This is a genomic window from Acinetobacter seohaensis (assembly GCF_056431365.1).
Map to the genome: position 1 here is coordinate 1 of NZ_JBWKMK010000138.1, position 14,156 is coordinate 14,156.

Consider the following 14,156-nt stretch of genomic DNA (forward strand, 5'->3'; position numbering starts at 1 on the left):
AACATCGTTCGATTGCTGGTTTTTTAGCAGGCGTATTTTCTTCACTATGTGCGTATCAACTTTGCCAAAAGAATAAGCCTAAAATTCATGTGATTAAATCTTTGGCTTATCCGTAACTGGGGTTATTTAGACGATGTTTAATTTTAGCGCGATAAGTCACTGCGGTTTTAAATGCATACTCTGGAATTTGATAACTAAATCCTGTTAACCAACCTAGGGCAGAATCACGTTCAAATGCTACGCTATAACCATTAAACACAGCATAATCTTGTCCAAAAACCTCTAAATAGCCTTTAAAGTCTTGCCAGCTAATACCTGTAAAAAAATTCCAGCGAGGGGTAGGTTGATAGCCGATTAGTGCAGTCATATTGCGACTGTCAAACTGAATATGACTGGACTCAATTTCTATTTTTTCAGCATAAATTTCAGGGGTATATTGATAATTAACCCGCCCACCAAACGGTTGGTCGAATAATAAACCAAAGGAAAGTTGTGGGCTAAGCTGTAATTTTAAGCCCGCATTGATGAAATGTTTGCTTTCGACCAAATCTCCAGTCGAAAAATCAGTAACTCCCAGTTCACGGAGTTGTTGTTGATATTGTACTTGCCCAGAAACATTCGGCTCTAAATAAAGCAAGGTTATTTCTGCATAATTATTTTCTTGTAAAAAGGCGCTTACAGATTGATGGCTTTGTTCTAGAGCTGCAGCATGACTATACACTATGGGCAGGACGTACAAGCATGCAGTGCAAAGATGATATTTCATGTGACGTCCCGCATTTGAGTGATAGAATCGTGTTTAAAATCAAATAATCATTTTTATTGTTGATTATATTTTATGCATAATTTGAATCAATTTAAAACATTATTTTCCTGTTTTAAGATAAACGAAGATCGTGGCGAAATAATGAAACATAAGAGAGCGAATGCGCTCTCTTATGTGAATGGGGTTATTCGTCAGGATAAGCAATGCGCTTTAACGCTTTAATATCGGCATTTGGTGCACATAAAGAAATAAACTCATAGCCATAGCCACGTAGTAAATGTCCTTTGCGAACCGCAATCCATGTGGTGTTTACCCCAAAAATATCGGTCTGGATTTGTTTTAGACGGTAATCGCGTTCTGCATCGTATGCCACATTGTTCACCACACCTACGCCCATGCCCAATTCAACATAGGTTTTAATGACATCTGCATCAAGTGCAGACATGACGATATTGACATCAATTCCTGCATCGGTAAATGCTTTGTCAATTTTAGAACGTCCCGTAAAGCCGCCGTGATAAGTGATGATTGGATATTCTGCCAAATCGGTCAGGCTGATCTCAGTTTTACTGGCTAAAGGATGATCTTGTGGGGTAATAATGCTGTGACACCAGTCATAATAAGGCACACTTGCTAAGTTCTCTTCAGTGGTTAGAGATTCAGTTGCAATACCAATATCGGCTTCACCTTGCAGCAGCATTTCGGCAATTTCTACAGGGCTGGCTTGTTGCAAAATCAAATGTACTTTAGGGAATTCTTTTTTAAACAAATTCACAATAGGCGGCAGCACATAACGCGCTTGGGTATGTGTAGTCGCAATGGTGAGCGTGCCTTCATCTACTTTATTAAAGTCATCAGCAAGGCGTTTAATGTTATCTGCATCAACCAACATGCGTTCGACAATACTTAGCAACGCTTGTCCTGGCTCGGTTAAACCTAGTAGACGTTTGCCTTTGCGCACAAAAAGCTGCACACCAAGCTCATCTTCAAGGTCTTTAATGTGCTTACTCACGCCCGATTGAGAGGTGTATAGTGCTGCAGACGCTTCGGTTAAATTAAAGTTTTGCCGAACGGTTTCTCTAATAATTCTAAGTTGTTGGAAATTCATAGTGGTGCAACCCTAAAAAGGATGGAGCGGGTTAGGCTCCATCTTGATGTCCTTATGCGACTTGATTTTCAAATAAATGTAAAGTGATTACACTTAACCAAACCGTTTGATTTGGGCGGAATTGGTGCAGTTTCGCTTCATCTGCGGTGAGTGCAATTTCAATCAAATTCCCTTGACGATCTTGCAATTCTGCAACTACTTTACCAGCAATCCAAACCTCACGTAAGAAGGTCGCTTGAATGGTATTTTCCTGTGGTTGGGCATGAATATGCAACTCATCTGGACGCGCAAATGCAATCACTTTGCCTTGTGGTGCATTTGGTTGATTGAGAAGTTGTACGCGATCTTCACCAATTTGCACAACCCCTTGATGATGTTGTCCTTCAAAACGGTTGGCTTGACCTAAGAAGTCAAATACAAACGGAGTTGCAGGCTGTTCATACACTTCACGCGGTGAACCAATTTGTTCGACATTACCTTTGTTCATGACAATAATTTGATCGGCAACTTCGAGTGCTTCTTCCTGATCGTGGGTCACGAAAATTGAAGTGATGTGTAATTCATCATGCAAAGTTCTTAACCAACGACGTAATTCTTTACGCACTTTGGCATCAAGCGCACCAAAAGGTTCATCCAATAACAATACGCGTGGTTCTACCGCTAAGGCACGTGCCAAAGCAATACGTTGACGTTGTCCACCCGATAATTGTGCAGGATAACGGTCTGCTAAAAAGCTTAACTGTACCAAGTCGAGTAAACGCATAACACGCTTTTTAATCTCGGCTTCTGAAGGTCGGGTTGCACGTGGACGTACCCGTAAACCAAATGCGATATTGTCAAATACGGTCATGTGGCGGAAAAGGGCATAGTGTTGGAAAACGAATCCAACTTGACGTTCGCGCACATGCACATCGGTTGCATCCTGACCCTCTAATATCACTTGCCCACGATCTGCCGACTCTAATCCTGCAATAATACGCAACAAGGTGGTTTTACCACAGCCTGAAGGCCCAAGCAGCGCCACCAGTTGGCCATCTGGAAAATCGAGGGAGATGTCTTTAAGTGCATGGAATGCACCAAAATTTTTTTCAATATTTTTAACTTGAATACTCATGCGGTCATTCCTTAAGAAACAGTTGAATCTTCATTGCGTTGGTTTTGCTTTTCTTGGCGAATTTCAACCCAAGTTTTTAAAATCAGGGTCACAATTGCGAGAAGTGCCAAGAGAGAGGACACCGCAAACGCAGCACTAAAGGTATATTCGTTATAGAGAATTTCGACGTGCAGCGGTAGGGTGTTGGTTTCTCCGCGAATATGCCCCGATACCACAGATACCGCGCCAAACTCACCCATTGCGCGGGCATTACACAGAATCACGCCGTAAATTAAACCCCATTTTATATTTGGCAAAGTGACTTTCCAGAAGGTCTGCCAACCCGATGCACCTAATACAATCGCAGCTTCTTCTTCCTCTGTGCCTTGCGCTTCCATTAAAGGAATCAATTCACGCGCCACAAAAGGTACAGTAATGAAGATGGTGGCAATCACAATTGCAGGCACGGCATATAAAACTTTGATGTCGTGTTCCATCAACCAGCCGCCCATCCAGCCTTGTGTGCCAAAAATCAGGACTAGCATTAAACCTGCAATGACAGGAGAAACTGAAAAAGGCATATCAATTAAGGTGGTGAGAATTGACTTGCCACGGAAATTGAATTTCGCCACTGACCACGCTGCGGCAATACCAAATATCACGTTTAAAGGCACGGCAATGGCTGCAGTGAGTAAGGTTAATTTCACTGCTGATAAAGTGTCAGGATGCACCAATGCTTGTGCATAGACACCAATGCCTTGTTTAAAGGCTTCTACAAAAACCAAAATCAGCGGCAAAATCAGACAGCTTAAGAAGAAAATGAAGGCAATTGCAATCAGGGTATAGCGTACCCAAGTCGGTTCACGTGTTGCATCGCGTGATTGTAGTTTTTCAGCCAAAGCATTGCTGTTGGTATTTAAACTCATCGTGCAGTTCTCCCTGTGCGACGACTTGCCCATGCTTGTAATAAGTTAATTAAGAACAGCATGACAAAAGAAATCAGCAACATCACCACAGCAATTGTGGTTGCACCTGCGTAGTCATATTCTTCTAAACGAGAAATAATCATTAAGGGTGCAATTTCAGTTTTAAATGGTTGGTTACCTGCAATGAAAATCACCGAGCCATATTCACCTACGCCACGCGCAAATGCGAGGGCAAAACCTGTAATCAGTGCAGGCAATAAAATAGGGAAAATCACTTTGGTGACAATTTGAAAGCGGTTAGCCCCTAGCGCAGATGCTGCTTCTTCCAACTCGGTTTCTAAGTCACTGAGTACGGGTTGCACGGTACGCACAACAAATGGAATACCAATAAAAATCAGGGCAAGGGTAATCCCGATAGGGGTATACGCGACTTTAATGCCTAATGGTTCTAAATATTGTCCAATCCAGCCAGTCGGTGCGTATAAAGAAGTCAGGGCAATACCCGCAACTGCAGTAGGCAATGCAAAAGGTAAATCGACCAAAGAATCTATAATACGTTTGCCCGGAAAGCTGTATCGTACCAAACACCATGCCAATAATAAGCCGAAGACGACATTAATAAAGGCTGCAATGAGCGCAGCGCTAAAACTGAGTTGCAAAGATTTTTGGATACGTTCTGAACTTAAAATTTCCCATAAACCATCCCAACCGATACCCAGCGATTTAATAAATACAGCCGATAAGGGAATAAGAACAATTAAGGATAAATACGCTAGGGTAAAGCCTAGAGAAAGACCAAATCCTGGCAGCACTTTGGATCGCTGCGACATGATGACTCCTCAAAAGAGAGAATGAGTGTTTGAAAACAAACAGATAAAAGTAAAAGATAAATTCGGCACAAGCATAATTTGCGAAGATTAAATTGCAAATTTGAATAAATACTTGTTGTTATCAGAAATACTGATATGTGATTGCATATTTTCTGCAATCAAATAATCATAAATTTCTGGAAATGCCCCAAAGCCTGATGCAACATTAATATGACCCACTCGTCCTAAATTAATAGGTGTTAATTGCCATGCTTGGGCAAGTGCCTGTGCATCTGCAAAACTTAGCCACGGGTCATTTTCACTGATCAATAAGCGTGTCGGTACAGCCAATTTAAGTTGCTGAAAATAAGCCGAATAATTGCTTTGACTGTGTTCTGCAAAACCAGATTCACCAAAACGGGCAGGGTTGGCAGGCGCAACCAAAACCAAATTTTTAATTTTCGCCTGAAGCTCAGTGTGCTGTGCTAAGGCTGCCACTGTGGTCAGACAACCAAAGCTGTGCGCCACAATTTGAATATCATTCTGAATCGGGGCAACTGTTTTGACAAATTCAGCAACCCAGTTCTGTAAAATTGGGCTATTCCAGTCTGACTGTTGTACACGCGAGCAAGACATGAGTTGTCGTTGTAACCAAGATTGCCAGTGCGCATATTCACTGCCACCTACACCTGGAACAATTACGGTATGAATCATGTCGATGCTCCTTCGCATATTTCAGCCTGAAATAATGATCTGAATAACGCTTGAATATGAATTGAACCCATCATTTTCAGCTTTGGCTGTGATCACTTGGATTCAAAACTCAGTAAGATAATGCTGTAAAATTCATGTTTTAAATAATCTGCAACAAGGATAACTAGAGTTTCTATGCAAAAAAAATAATTAAAAATGAATTTTATATGAATAAAAGAGATATATGTGAATCAGGTAAAAATGCGTTTGTGAAAACACCCGCATTTTTCAATTTGGGTGTTTTCAGCTATCGCTTTAGTATGATTTGCCTTTCAGTATTATTTGGTTTGATTGGCTTTGACAAGCTGGTCGAAAATGCCACCATTTTCAAAGTGTTGCTTCTGAACTTTGCTCCATCCACCAAACTCTTGATCAATCGTCACCAACTTCAATGGTTTAAATTGCGACTTATATTGTGCCAACACCGTAGCATTACGTGGTCGGTAATAATTCTTCGCAGCAATGTTTTGACCCGCAGGCGAATAGAGATAGTTTAAATAGGCTTTGGCTAAGTGTTGATTGCCATCTTTTTGCACATTTTTCTCTACAATCGCCACAGGCGGTTCAGCCAAAATAGATAGAGAAGGTGTGATGATCTCAAATTTACCCGGTTGTTCACGCACGGCTAAATAGGCTTCATTTTCCCAAGCTAACAAAACATCACCAATGCCACGTTCTGCAAAAGTGGTGGTTGAGCCACGTGCGCCTGAATCCAATACTTTGGTTTGTTTATAAATTTGGCGAACAAACTCTTGCGCTTTGGCATCACTGCCCGCAGGTTGATGTTTTGCCCATGCCCACGCTGCCAAATAGTTCCAGCGTGCACCGCCAGATGTTTTTGGATTTGGAGTAATGATTTCCACACCAGGTTTGACCAAATCGCTCCAATCTTGAATCGCTTTCGGATTGCCTTTACGCACCAAAAATACAATTGTGGATGTATAAGGGGTCGAGTTGTACGGAAATTTCTTTTGCCAGTCTTTAGGTAATAGACCGCGTTTGGCAATTTCATCAATATCGGCAGCCAGTGCCAAAGTCACGACATCGGCACCTAGACCATCAATCACCGCACGTGCCTGTTTGCCCGAACCGCCATGTGATTGTTTAAAGTTAATGTTTTGCCCGATGGCTTTTTTCCAGTACGCACCAAAATCTTTGTTAAAGTTATCGTATAATTCACGGGTTGGATCGTAGGAAACATTCAGAAAGTCTTTTGCAGAAACGCTCAGAGTTGTTGCCGAAAGTACGGCTGCCAGTAGTCCAATTTTCAGTTTTGTAAAGTTCATGTTTGACCTCAGGTATTAAATCTGTTGTTGAATGAGGCAAGCATATCGGTAGTCTATTTGCTGAAAAAATAATTTAAAATGCGGTGAATATCAGTAAATGATAAATATAAATTTCTTCATTGTTTTCTATATTTAGAGATAAATAACGAGTACTTCTTCCATGCAGTGTTATAAAAATGCCAAGCCTACCGAGCAGATTCATGTGTTAGATCGCGCGTTTCATTATGGTGATGGATGCTTTAGCACTGCACGTTTTCGCCAAAATCAAATTGAATTATTTGACCGCCATTTGGCGCGTTTGCAATATGCCAATCGCCAACTTTCTTTAAATGCCAATCTTGAGTTAATCACTGAAACGCTGACACTTTTAAAGCAGGCGCATGGCGAGTTAAATGGTACTTTGAAGATTGTTTTAAGTCGTGGTGTGGGGCAGCGTGGCTACAGCTTGCCTGATCATCCTGCCGATGTTTGGGTGTTTTTCTATCCACAAGTGCAAGCATCTTTAGATATGGCATATCATTATGACATCATTCAAAGTGGCGTCTTGACTCAAGCGATTGGACTGAGCATGCCGAATTTAGTTGGGCTGAAAAGTCTAAACCGAATTGAACAGGTATTGCTCAAACAAGAAGCCGATCAAAAAGGCTGGACAGAAGCTTTGGTTACTGATGTACAGGGCAGTGTGGTTGAAGGTGTGAGTAGTAATTGTTTCATTCGTATAAACAATACATGGATTACTCCGCAACTTGGTTATAATGGCGTGCACGGTGTCATGCGGGCAGAAATTTTATCGCGCATGCAACAACAGAATTTGCATTGTGAACAGCGTGATGTTCATGTTTCGGAAATTGCGCAGATTCAAAGTCTGTTTTTCTGTAATGCCTTAACGCCCATGAAAATTGTCAGCCATTTAGGGCAGCAGGTTTTAGATGTGCAGCCGTGTGTGGAACTATTTAAGCAACTTCAACTGAATCAGATTCATTCTTATGTCTAAGCGTCCATCAAAATCTAAAAAGAAAACCAAACCTATATGGTCTAAGCGTGCTATTCAGGGTGCGCTTATTTTTGTACTCGGACTGTTTTTGGTCATTGGCATGATCTTATGGTCAAGCTTATTTAAAGATTATCCTATTGAAGGCAAAAAACAATTATTGGCAATTAATGATGGTGATACCTATTCACGCTTTATTGATCGTTTGGCAGAACAAGATCATGTGAATTTTCCAATTGTTTTAAAGCTCTATCAACGGGTGATGATTCACGACAGCATGAAAAAAGGCGTGTATGAAGTTCGTCAGGGTATGAGTGTACGTCAGGTTATGGAAATGATCGCCAATGCTGAAAATGCACAAATGAACCGTATTTTGGTGATCGAAGGCACGACTTTTAAACAATTGATTGATGCGTTAAAGAAAGATGAGTTAGTCACCAAAGAAGTGTCGCATTTGCCATATGATCAAATGCTAAAAGCTTTAAATATTCCTTTTACACATCCCGAAGGTTTATTTGCGCCGAATACTTATTTCTTTGCCAAAGGTGAAACTGACCGTAAAATTTTAACCGATTTATATCAGCGTCAAATGAAATCATTGGATGATGCTTGGAATAATCGTGCAGCAGATTTGCCCTATAAAAATAAATATGAAGCTTTAATCATGGCATCTATTATTGAAAAAGAAACCAATGTTGATGCTGAATTAGAGCAGGTTTCGGGTGTGTTTGTACGTCGTTTAAAACTGGGGATGCGTTTACAGACTGACCCAACCGTGATTTATGGTATGGGAGATCGTTATCAGGGCAATATCACCCGTCAGGATTTGCGCACTCCAACGCCATACAACACCTATACCATGAGTGGCTTAACGCCAACACCAATTGCTTTGCCAAGTCAAAAAGCCATTGAAGCGGCTATGCATCCAGACCAATCTGACAATATTTATTTTGTCGCGACAGGTAATGGTGGGCATAAATTTAGCACCAATTTGCAAGATCATAACCGTGCCGTACAGGAATATTTAAACGTACTACGCACAAAAAAATCAGGGGAATAAGCATGTTTATCAGTTTTGAAGGTACTGAAGGGGTAGGCAAAACTACACTTATTCGCCGTATTCATGATTATTTTACTGCACAAGGTCAGTCGGTGGTTTTAACCCGTGAACCGGGTGGAACCTCTATGGCAGAGCAAATTCGTGCTTTGTTGCTCGCGGTCAACCATGAAGAAAAAATGTGTTCAGACACTGAGTTATTGTTGATGTATGCAGCGCGTGCTCAGCATTTAGATCAGGTGATTTTACCAGCACTTGCTGCAGGAAAAACCGTGCTATGTGACCGTTTTAGTGATGCCAGTTTTGCTTATCAATGTGCGGGACGTGGTTTGAGTGAAAGCAAGTTGCAGACTTTAAATAATAACTTTGTCACACGTATGCCTGACTTAACTTTTTGGCTCGATGCACCGATTGAACTGGGTATGACCCGTGCACGAGCGCGTGGAGAGCTTGACCGTTTTGAACAAGAGAAAGCAACTTTCTTTGAGAAAGTAAGAGGCGGCTATCAAACTTTGTGGGAGCGACATCCTGAGCGAGTGAAGCGTTTAGATGCAACACAAAACCCTGATCAAGTATTTGCACAGGCGATGGACTATTTGTAAGCGAAGGTATAACAAACAAATGCATAATAAGCCAATTGGTCATAGTTATACATTTGATTAAATGGAAAAATCTTCTATAGTGGAAATGCTTTAGAAGATTTTTTTATTTTAAAAATAGCGAATAGTAAGTATGACCAAAGAAGAAATTATTGAATTTTTAAAAGTAGAGTTTCCGCAAAGTCTGGAAAAATGTGAAATTGTGTCCATCACGCCACGTGGCGCATTGGTAAATTATCACATCGATGAACGTGATTTACGCCCAGGTGGCACAGTATCGGGGCCGACTATGATGACTGTTGCAGACTATGCACTTTATATCGCCATTTTAGGAGAGTTGGGGTTGGTGGCTTTAGCGGTCACGAGCAACTTAAACATTAACTTTTTACGCAAGCCCGCAGCAGGGCGCAATTTACGTGGTGAATGTCGCTTAATGAAAGTAGGGAAAAACCTCGTGGTCGGTGAGGTTTGGGTATATTCCGAAGGTGTAGATGATGCCGTGGCGCATGTCACAGGGACGTATTCGATTCCACAGATTGGCTGAGAATAAAGTCAGCTTTATCTTAATTTTAGTTACTTATATTTACCATGTGGTTACATATGTACACATACCACATGAAAATCAGGGTTTGATTGGTTAAAAAATAATCACAAATATTTCATTTTATGTTTTTCATATAGATCAAATCTGCTTTTGTCTAAGCTAGCAACCCGTAAGTGATAAAACAAGGGAGCTAAATGCTTAAATTTAAGAACAATATTGTTCATGGAGCAATCTTTGATATGGATGGAACAATGTTTGATACTGAACGATTACGGTTTCAAACATTGAAGCAGGCATCTCAGGAGCTCATTGGCGTTGAATTTTCAGACGTATACCTCATGCAATGTTTGGGTTTGAGTGCAAAGAGCGCTGAACAACTGGCGCAAGCAGAATATAGTGCAGACATTCCTTACCGTGAGATCCGTCAGCGTGCTGATGAACTAGAACTAGAAAGTGTGCGCAATTTTGGTGTGCCCATTAAAAAAGGTTTGTTGCAGGTATTAGAGCGGTTACGAAAGTCTGGCTTGAGAATGGCGGTTGCTACGTCTAGTCGTCGTGCCATTGCCGAAGAATATTTGATTAATGCCAATGTCTATAAGTTTTTTGATGTATTAGTTTGTGGCGATGAGGTGCAACAGGGCAAGCCACATCCTGAAATTTTTATAACAGCCGCACAAAAAATTAATCTAGAACCCAGCGAATGTTTCATGCTGGAAGATTCTGAAAATGGAATCAAATCTGCACATGCAGCGGGTGGCATAACCATACTATTTCGGGATATAAAAAAACCTAATGCTAATATGTTGTCACTCACGCAGCATTATTACGCAAGTATGCAAGCTTATTTAGATGACTTAAATCAAGTTATTCCTGTATTGGAAATGCCGAGTTTACAAGAGGCCTTCCCGCAAACTTTAAATCAGTTGAGTGTGGGGATTCATGGTTTTGGTGCAATAGGTGGGGGCTATTTGGCCCAAATTTTATCGCACTGGGATGGCTATACCCGTCCTAAACGTATTTATGCTTCTACACGGAATACCTTATATCGTTCTGCAGTAAACGCCTTTGGAACGTATTCAATTCGTTATGGACAATGTTCTTATGATGAACGAATTGAAAATATGCACATCATTGATGCGGAGAACTTGCAGCAGATGCAGCAAATGTATGTGGAGTCGAGCCTAATTGCATTATGTTTGCCTGAACATGCTTTACAGCAAGAGGCTAAAGTAATTGCGCAGGGCTTATATGCCCGTTTTATAGCGCAATTTGAACTCCATCAGCCTTTAACTATTTTGGTAATTTTAAATAAAGTTGGGGCAAAACAGCTCTTGATGACGCATATTCATCAGGCGTTAGAGGCGTTGTTGGATCCCGATACGGCAGCCAAAATTATGGCGCAGCATTATTTTTGCGATACTGTCGTAAATAGAATGGTCTCTAAATTAAGCGATCAAAACTTATATCGCCAATTACGCATCAAGTATAATATTTTTAAGCAATTTCAGTTGGATGACGAAGCAGAGCCAATTGAAATTGAAGACAATACTCGATTGCAGCCTGAGCAAGAGCGTCAAGCCACCTTATATGTAGAAGATTTAAGACGCAATTTTCAGCCCAGTCACATTTTGCAAAGTATGGATTTAATTTTATTTCATGCTGAAAGTGACATGCCTATTTATGTGGAAAATGCCAGTCCATTATTGCAACACATGCGTCAAATGATTTTGGTAGATGATATTGCCGAAATCCAACTCATTAAAAATCGTTTATGGAATGGTGTACATGCCATGATGGCTTGGTTATCCAGTTTAATAGGGCATAACAGTATTGGTGTCGCAATGGCAGACCCATTGGTTGCAGATTTTACCCGCGCTGTTTCGGCACAAGTAGCGTTGGGATTAGCTGCACAGTTGCCGCATCGTCAGCAAAACTTAAAGCATCTGGCACAGAGCTTTCTGGACTCATGTGAACATGCCTATAAAGACCCGTGTCAGCGTGTGGCACGTGACCCTTTGCGTAAACTCTCAGCCAATGAACGGGTGATGGGTGCTTTGATTTATCATCTGCAGCATGATTTAGCTGCAAATTATGTGCAGAAAGGAGTGGTGTTGGGCTATCTGTATGCAATTAAAATGCAGCAGTTGGGGGCTCAAGCAGCATTACAGCATTTGTCAAAACAATTGCAAAATGCGCCTATAGACGAACAAACACGGCAGCAATTGCAGTACATAATTAGCCACCAATTACAGCAACTATTGGCTGGTCAAGTTCGCTTAGAAGCATTTATTCAAGATGGTACTCAAGTTGCAGCCGTAATCTAAAAATCAACTTGATGAATTCTTGGGGGGAGGTTTAGTAAGTTAACGTCATCATATTCAAAATGATAAAATACCGAATCGTGTTATGGAACACGATTCGGTGCTTTCTTGCATTAGAATTCAAATGCACTTTATTCACAGATACTTTTATGCAAATGCTGTTGTGTAACAAGTAATCAGATCACTCATTCACCAATGGGGTTTCCACTTGGAAATTTGGTGGAATAAGCACAGTCTTACGCAATTCAGGTGCGAGTTCAGGATAATCTAGCGTGAAGTGTAAACCACGCGATTCTTTGCGTTGCATGGCACAGCGCACAATCATTTCAGAAACCAGAACCAAATTACGCAGCTCAATCAAGTTTTTACTGACTTGATAGTCCTGATAATACTCGGTGATTTCACGTTTTAGCATTTCAATACGGTGCAAAGCACGTTCTAAACGCTTAGTGGTGCGTACAATACCGACGTAGTTCCACATGGTTGCACGAAGTTCATCCCAGTTTTGTAAAATTACAACATCTTCATCAGGGTTGGTCACTTGAGAATCATCCCAAGCAGGAACTTCAGGTGAGCAATAATCTGTAGTGTGATGTGCTTCAATATGTTTGGCCGCTGCCATTCCATATACAAAACATTCTAAAAGAGAGTTACTTGCCATGCGGTTAGCACCATGTAAACCTGTATAAGAAGTTTCACCAATCGCATATAAACCAGCAATATCGGTTTGGCTATGTTCATCCACCATTACTCCGCCACAAGTGTAGTGGGCAGCAGGTACAACAGGAATCATATCGGTGGTGATATCAATGCCCAATTCCAGTAAACGTGCATACAGCGTTGGGAAGTGTTCCTTCACAAACTCTGAAGGTTTATGGGTGATGTCTAACCACACATGACGAATACCTAAGCGTTTGATTTCATAGTCAATTGCACGTGCTACAATGTCGCGTGGCGCCAATTCTGCACGCTCATCAAAACGCAGCATAAAACGCTCACCATCGGGTAAACGTAAATATGCACCTTCACCACGCATGGCTTCGGTGATTAAAAAGGAACGCGCCTGAGGATGATACAAACAGGTCGGATGGAATTGGTTAAATTCCATATTTGCCACACGGCAACCCGCACGGTATGCCATGGCCATACCATCACCCGTGGCAATGTCTGGGTTAGATGTATATAGATAGGCTTTCATTGCACCACCGCAGGCAAGCGCGGTAAATGGTGCAAGGAAGCTATGCACTTTTTGTGTGTTTTCATCTAGTGCATATAAGCCCAAAGCACGATTACTTTCATTTAAACCTAATTTTTGCGAGGTAATTAAGTCAATCGCAATATAATTTTCAAAAATGGTGATGTTTTGATGTTCTTGGGCACGTTGTACCAAAGTGGTCGAAATTGCGCGCCCTGTTGCATCGGCAGCGTGAATAATACGTCGCTGTGAGTGACCGCCTTCACGGGTTAAGTGCAACTGTTCTTGTTCATCTAAAGTAAATTGCACACCTTGTTTCAGCAGAAAATCTACCGAAGGTTTGCCGCCTTCTACGGTTTGCTTGACAGCATCCATTTCACATAAATGCGCACCTGCAATCATTGTGTCATCTATATGTTGTTCAATTGAATCTGTTTCATCAAGAACTGCCGCGACACCGCCTTGCGCGTAAAAGGTGCTGGCTTCAGTAAGGGTAGATTTCGCCAAAACGGCAATATTGAAATGCTGGGGTAATGAGAGCGCTAAACTCAAACCTGCACCACCACTTCCCACAATAATCACATCAAATTGATGTGTTGTGTTTAAATTAGGCATGTCCATCAGCTAATTTGAAAAAAGTTGGATAATGACACCCCTTTTTACAGAAAAAGGCAAGTGCGAAGTGGATTTGAATAATGAAAAAAAAGA

Annotated in this window: 13 protein-coding genes and 1 pseudogene; 6 read left to right on the forward strand and 8 right to left on the reverse strand. The window is 41.2% G+C overall.

The genetic code is table 11. The features are described 5' to 3' along the window. A pseudogene (locus tag AC07E5_RS13040) lies at positions 1–116 on the forward strand (IS982 family transposase); the annotation flags it as partial. Here the strand turns inward: AC07E5_RS13040 and AC07E5_RS13045 are convergent. From AC07E5_RS13045 to AC07E5_RS13075, 7 genes are all read right to left on the reverse strand, one after another. After that, a complete protein-coding gene (locus AC07E5_RS13045) occupies positions 107–766 on the reverse strand; it encodes a hypothetical protein (RefSeq protein ID WP_498625619.1) in 660 nt (219 codons plus the stop codon). The pseudogene AC07E5_RS13040 and the gene AC07E5_RS13045 sit on opposite strands and share 10 nt — an antisense overlap. A 184-nt stretch (positions 767–950) precedes the next feature. Continuing rightward, a complete protein-coding gene (locus AC07E5_RS13050; RefSeq protein ID WP_180168214.1) occupies positions 951–1,874 on the reverse strand; it encodes a CysB family HTH-type transcriptional regulator in 924 nt (307 codons plus the stop codon). A 52-nt stretch (positions 1,875–1,926) separates the two neighbouring features. Next, positions 1,927–2,988, reverse strand: coding sequence for a sulfate/molybdate ABC transporter ATP-binding protein (locus tag AC07E5_RS13055; protein WP_180059849.1), 1,062 nt, complete (start codon positions 2,986–2,988; stop codon positions 1,927–1,929). Positions 2,989–2,999: 11 nt separating this feature from the next. Then, positions 3,000–3,893, reverse strand: coding sequence for a sulfate ABC transporter permease subunit CysW (gene cysW / locus AC07E5_RS13060; protein ID WP_104851751.1), 894 nt, complete (start codon positions 3,891–3,893; stop codon positions 3,000–3,002). Next, a complete protein-coding gene (cysT, locus tag AC07E5_RS13065) occupies positions 3,890–4,723 on the reverse strand; it encodes a sulfate ABC transporter permease subunit CysT (RefSeq protein ID WP_004971748.1) in 834 nt (277 codons plus the stop codon). The genes cysW and cysT overlap by 4 nt, the downstream gene beginning before the upstream one ends. 87 nt (positions 4,724–4,810) lie before the next feature. After that, positions 4,811–5,416, reverse strand: coding sequence for an RBBP9/YdeN family alpha/beta hydrolase (locus tag AC07E5_RS13070; protein ID WP_498625622.1), 606 nt, complete (start codon positions 5,414–5,416; stop codon positions 4,811–4,813). Between the two features lie 317 nt (positions 5,417–5,733). Beyond that, positions 5,734–6,741: a sulfate ABC transporter substrate-binding protein gene (locus AC07E5_RS13075; RefSeq protein ID WP_498625624.1), complete on the reverse strand. Its 1,008-nt coding sequence runs from the start codon at positions 6,739–6,741 to the stop codon at positions 5,734–5,736. 160 nt (positions 6,742–6,901) lie between these two features. Between AC07E5_RS13075 and pabC the strand changes: the two genes are divergently transcribed. The 5 genes from pabC to mtlD all read left to right on the forward strand — a co-directional run bounded on the left by pabC (position 6,902) and on the right by mtlD (position 12,256). Further along, positions 6,902–7,735 carry an aminodeoxychorismate lyase gene (gene pabC / locus AC07E5_RS13080; RefSeq protein ID WP_498625625.1) on the forward strand — a complete coding sequence of 278 codons (834 nt, stop codon included), beginning with the start codon at positions 6,902–6,904 and terminating at the stop codon, positions 7,733–7,735. Then, positions 7,728–8,792, forward strand: a complete 1,065-nt coding sequence (gene mltG / locus AC07E5_RS13085; protein ID WP_004971735.1) for an endolytic transglycosylase MltG — start codon at positions 7,728–7,730, stop codon at positions 8,790–8,792. The genes pabC and mltG overlap by 8 nt, the downstream gene beginning before the upstream one ends. Positions 8,793–8,794: 2 nt before the next feature. Beyond that, entirely contained in the window at positions 8,795–9,391 is a 597-nt protein-coding gene (tmk, locus tag AC07E5_RS13090; protein ID WP_207973534.1) for a dTMP kinase, read from the forward strand. A gap of 130 nt (positions 9,392–9,521) precedes the next feature. After that, entirely contained in the window at positions 9,522–9,932 is a 411-nt protein-coding gene (locus AC07E5_RS13095; RefSeq protein WP_004971730.1) for a PaaI family thioesterase, read from the forward strand. 194 nt (positions 9,933–10,126) lie between these two features. Continuing rightward, on the forward strand, positions 10,127–12,256 hold the full coding sequence (gene mtlD / locus AC07E5_RS13100; protein ID WP_498625628.1) for a bifunctional mannitol-1-phosphate dehydrogenase/phosphatase: 2,130 nt from the start codon (positions 10,127–10,129) through the stop codon (positions 12,254–12,256). A 178-nt stretch (positions 12,257–12,434) separates the two neighbouring features. Here the strand turns inward: mtlD and nadB are convergent, their stop codons facing one another. Beyond that, positions 12,435–14,069 carry an L-aspartate oxidase gene (gene nadB, locus AC07E5_RS13105; RefSeq protein ID WP_498625630.1) on the reverse strand — a complete coding sequence of 545 codons (1,635 nt, stop codon included), beginning with the start codon at positions 14,067–14,069 and terminating at the stop codon, positions 12,435–12,437. Positions 14,070–14,156: the final 87 nt, after the last annotated feature.

Excerpts from the sequence above, each read along its gene's own strand:
- AC07E5_RS13045 (WP_498625619.1), bottom strand. The coding sequence starts at position 766 with ATGAAATATCATCTTTGCACTGCATGCTTGTACGTCCTGCCCATAGTG.
- AC07E5_RS13055 (WP_180059849.1), bottom strand. The coding sequence starts at position 2,988 with ATGAGTATTCAAGTTAAAAATATTGAAAAAAATTTTGGTGCATTCCAT.
- mltG (WP_004971735.1), top strand. The coding sequence starts at position 7,728 with ATGTCTAAGCGTCCATCAAAATCTAAAAAGAAAACCAAACCTATATGG.
- AC07E5_RS13070 (WP_498625622.1), bottom strand. The coding sequence starts at position 5,416 with ATGATTCATACCGTAATTGTTCCAGGTGTAGGTGGCAGTGAATATGCG.
- cysW (WP_104851751.1), bottom strand. The coding sequence starts at position 3,893 with ATGAGTTTAAATACCAACAGCAATGCTTTGGCTGAAAAACTACAATCA.
- tmk (WP_207973534.1), top strand. The coding sequence starts at position 8,795 with ATGTTTATCAGTTTTGAAGGTACTGAAGGGGTAGGCAAAACTACACTT.
- pabC (WP_498625625.1), top strand. The coding sequence starts at position 6,902 with ATGCAGTGTTATAAAAATGCCAAGCCTACCGAGCAGATTCATGTGTTA.
- nadB (WP_498625630.1), bottom strand. The coding sequence starts at position 14,069 with ATGGACATGCCTAATTTAAACACAACACATCAATTTGATGTGATTATT.
- AC07E5_RS13075 (WP_498625624.1), bottom strand. The coding sequence starts at position 6,741 with ATGAACTTTACAAAACTGAAAATTGGACTACTGGCAGCCGTACTTTCG.
- AC07E5_RS13095 (WP_004971730.1), top strand. The coding sequence starts at position 9,522 with ATGACCAAAGAAGAAATTATTGAATTTTTAAAAGTAGAGTTTCCGCAA.
- mtlD (WP_498625628.1), top strand. The coding sequence starts at position 10,127 with ATGCTTAAATTTAAGAACAATATTGTTCATGGAGCAATCTTTGATATG.
- AC07E5_RS13050 (WP_180168214.1), bottom strand. The coding sequence starts at position 1,874 with ATGAATTTCCAACAACTTAGAATTATTAGAGAAACCGTTCGGCAAAAC.
- cysT (WP_004971748.1), bottom strand. The coding sequence starts at position 4,723 with ATGTCGCAGCGATCCAAAGTGCTGCCAGGATTTGGTCTTTCTCTAGGC.